Genomic DNA, 3987 nt, shown 5'->3' on the forward strand with positions numbered 1-3987 from the left:
GCGGTGGCGCGCGGCCGGGCCGCGGCGGCGCGGCACGGGCTGGCGCAGCCGGAGGTGCGCAGCCGCGCGGGCGAGGTCGGCTTCATCCTGGTCGGCGCCGACATCCAGGGCGCCGAGGCGCATATGCGGCGCGAGACGGAGAAGTGGGGCACGCTGATCCGCGCCCGCGGCCTGCGCTTCGAAAGCTGACGTGGCTTTCGATGTGCGTTCTCGGTGACCCGAGAACGCCTTCAGACGCCAGCGCCGCTCCGCGGCTCGGCTTCGCGGCATAAGCCGCGGGCCGCCGTCGCGGCCTCGGCCGGCGGGCGCCGGCCCCCGGGGGGGGGGGGGGTCAGGCGCCCCCCCCCCCCCCCCGCCCCCCCCCCCCCCCCCCCCCCCCCCGCCGCCGGCGCCGGCATCCTCCAGCAGCTCCTCGGGCGAGGGCGGCGCCGCGGCGAGCTCGATCGGCGTGCCGTGATAGGCGACCAGCACGTCGAGCCGGAACTCGTCGAAGGCCAGCGTCACGGTGATGTCGTCACTTGCCAGCCGCGCATCGATGATCGCGTCCAGGCACCAGGAGACGAGCTCGGCGGTGCGCGCGACCACATCCGGCCGCGCGCCCCAGGAGGCGCCGGCGCGCGTGGCGAAATCGGCCACCGCCTTCTCGTCGATGGCATCGCCCGGCACGGTGAGCGAGACCTTGCGGCGCACCCCGATGCGCAGCAGCGCGTTCAGCCCGATCGCGACCAGCGTGCCGAGCGCCGTGGCAGACATCAGCGCGCGCAGCCCGGGCGGCACCCAGCTCGCGACCTGCGGCATCGTCTCGAGCGCGAGGGCGGTCGTGACGGCGAGCCCGACCGAAAGGCTCCGCCGCGCGTCGAGCATGCGCGACGTGGTCAGTTGCATGCCACTCACGACCATCAGTGCGCCGGCATGCACCAGCACGCCCGCGATAACCGGCGCGGGAATCTGGGCGAGCAGGGCGGAGGCGCGCGGGAAGCAGGCGAGCAGGGCGCAGGCCGCCGCCGTGCCCAGGGCCACCGTACGGCTTGCGACGCCTGTCGCCTGCTGGACCATGACGTTGGTCACACTCAGCGTGGTGCCGTGCGCGCCGACGAGACCGGCAAACATCCCCGCCAGGCTATCGCCGGTGAGGCCCCCGGCGATGCTGCGCGACTCCGGCCGCACCCAGTCGGCGTCGTTGATCTTCTGAAGCGTGGTCACCAAGCCGACATTCTTGAGCGCAAGGGCGATCGCCGCGACCGCAAAGGCCGGGAAGAGGGCCAGGTCAAACGCCAAGCCCTGGTGACCGAGCGCCGGCAGGCCGATCAGCGGCAGCGCAGTGAGGTCGAAATCCGCTCGCGCCTGCAGTAGCCCGAGCGCCCAGGCTGCGAGGCTGCCCGCCGCCATCCCGATGGCGACGCAGATGTAGCGCAGCATGCCGCGGCCCCAGATGCTCAGGCCGCCTGCCACCGCCATCGTGACGGCGGTGGCGAAGAAGGCGGCGGCGTCCGGCGGGCCGCCATCCGGCGTCTGAAGCAGGCTTCGCACGCCTGTCAGAGTGATGGCGATCCCGATGATGAGCGCGACGGCGCCGGCGATCTCGGGCGGCAGCAACGCGCGAACCCGGTGCAAGACGCGGGCGAGCAGCACGCCGACAACGCCGGCCGCGACGGTCATGCCGGCGACGAGCGGCAACCCGCCCGCGTGCGCCGCAAGCAGCGAGGGCGCGAGCAGGGTGGGCGAGCCGGAACCCGGCGCAAGGTAGCCGCTGCCCATCCCGAAGCGCGCGCCGAAGGCCTGGATCAGGGCGGTCGCGCCGCAGGCAAGATAGGTCAAGCTCAGCATGGCGGCGGCCTCAGCCGAGGTTGCGCCGGCCTCGCGCGCGACGACAATCGCCGGGAACCCGAACACGAGGACGATGGCGGTCTGCTGGAGTGCCGACGGGATCAGGATGGCTGGCGGCGGCCGGTCATCGACGCCGTAGACCATGTTGCTCGGCTTGCGCATCGGAGGCGTCCGCTGCCCATTCGGTATGCCGAATATAATCTGGACATTCCAGAAGACGTTTTGCAAGCGTTCCTGCGGGCCGGCTGCGATGCGGCCTGCCGCGAACCGGCCGCCCTCTCTGGCCAAGCAGCCTTCCGCCGGCGCCGGCTCAGTGATCCACCACCAGCCGCAGTTCCGTGATGCCGGCGCGATGGCGGACCGTCGCGCGGTCCGCGCGGCGCCGGATCATGTGACCCGCCAGCAGCGCCGCGCCTTCATCCTCCAGCAGCGCCTCGGGCGGCGGCGGATGGTCGCGCAGCGCGATCGGCTGCCCGTGATAGCGGATCAGCACGTCGAGGCGGAACTCGTCGAAGCGCAGCGTCACCGTCACCTCGTCCTGCGCCAGACCGGACTGGATGATCGCGTCGAGGCACCAGGACACCAGTTCGGAGGTGCGCGCCACCACCTCCGGCCGCGCGCCCCAGGCAGCGCCCGCGCGCGTCGCGAAATCCGCCACGGCCGCTTCCGGGATCGCCGCGGCCGGCACCGACATGCTGACCTCCTGCCGCACGCCGATGCGCAGCAGCGCATTCAGCATCAGAGCCGTGAGCGCGCCGAGCGCGGTCGCCGAGAGCAGCGGCCGAAGCCCGGGCGCCGACCAGGCGCCGAGCTGCGGCACCGCCTCGGCCGCCGCCGCGGCGAGCACCGCGACGCCGATGGTGAAGCTGCGTCGCGCATCCAGCATGCGGGAGGTGGCGAGCGCCATGCCGTTGATCAGCATCAGCGCGCCGGCATGGATCAGCACGCCAGCGATGACCGGGGCCGGGACCTGCGACAGCATCGCCGCCGCGCGGGGGAAGCAGGCGAGCAGGACGCACAGCCCTGCGGTGCCGAAGGCCACGACGCGGCTGGTGATGCCGGAGGCCTGCTGGATCGCGACATTCGTCGCGCTGAGCGTCGTGCCATGCGCGCCGAGGATACCCGCGAGCACGAGCGCGACGCCGCCCCCCGTGACCCCGCCCGCGATGCTGCGTGGATCAGGCCTCACCCAGCCGGCATCGTTGATCTTCTGCAGCGTGGTGACCATGCCGATGTCCTTCATCACATGGGCCAGCGCGGCGACCGCGAAGACCGGCACCAGCGCCGGATCGAAGGCCCAGCCGACATGCGCCGCATGCGGCAGGCCCACCCAGGGGACGGAGGCGACATCGAAGCCGGGATCGACGTGCAGCAGGCCGAGCGGCCAGGCCAGCAGCCATCCCGCCGCCATCCCGATCGCGACGCAGGCGAAGCGCAGCATCCCCCGGGCCCAGACGCTCAGACCGCCGGACACCGCGAGCGTGAGCGCGGCGACGGCGAAGGCGGAGAGGGCGGGCGGCGTGCCGTCGGGCGTCACCAGCAGGCTGCGCACGCCGGAAAGGCCGACGACGAGCCCGACGACCAGCGCGACGGTGCCGGCGATCTCCGGCGGCAGCAGGGATCGGATGCGGTAGAGCACCCGGGCGAACAGCGCGCAGACCATGCCGGCGAAGATCGTCATGCCGGCCACCAGGGGCATGCCGCCGATCTGCGCGGCCAGCAGCGAGGGCGCCAGCATGATCGGCGAGCCCGACCCGGGCGCGAGATATCCGCTGCCCACGCCGAAGCGCGCGCCGAAGGCCTGGATCAGCGCCATCGCGCCGCAGACCAGGAAGGTCAGGCCGAGGATGTCCGCGGCCTGCGCCGGAGTCGCGCCGACCTGCCGTGCCAGCAGGATCGCGGTGAAGCTGAACACCAGCACGACGGCGCTCTGTTGCAGCGCAGCCATCGCCAGCACGGAAGCGGGCGGGCGCTCGTCAAGCCAGTAGGCGATGTTGACCGGCCTGCGCATCCTGCCCTGCCTGGACCCGGACAGGCCCGGGCCGGATGCTCCTTCGCGCCGGGCGCGCCGGCGCGCCCGCCGGCGGGGCCCGCCCGCCCCCGCCAACGACGAAGCCCCGCCGGCCCGCCGGCCCGCCAACCCCCCGCCCCCCCCACGCC

At 73.6% G+C, this 3987-nt stretch carries 2 protein-coding genes; both read right to left on the reverse strand.

Annotated elements, in window-relative coordinates; genetic code table 11:
* Positions 1–1989, reverse strand: a 1989-nt coding sequence (locus AC1MIR_RS05880) for a solute carrier family 23 protein (RefSeq protein WP_480027253.1), incomplete at its 3' end; no start/stop codon positions are given.
* A 148-nt stretch (positions 1990–2137) separates the two neighbouring features.
* On the reverse strand, positions 2138–3838 hold the full coding sequence (locus tag AC1MIR_RS05885) for a solute carrier family 23 protein (RefSeq protein WP_480027254.1): 1701 nt from the start codon (positions 3836–3838) through the stop codon (positions 2138–2140).
* Between the last annotated feature and the right edge of the window lie 149 nt (positions 3839–3987).

The organism is Falsiroseomonas sp. RANM36, from assembly GCF_056682175.1.

Excerpts from the sequence above, each read along its gene's own strand:
- AC1MIR_RS05885 (WP_480027254.1), bottom strand. The coding sequence starts at position 3,838 with ATGCGCAGGCCGGTCAACATCGCCTACTGGCTTGACGAGCGCCCGCCC.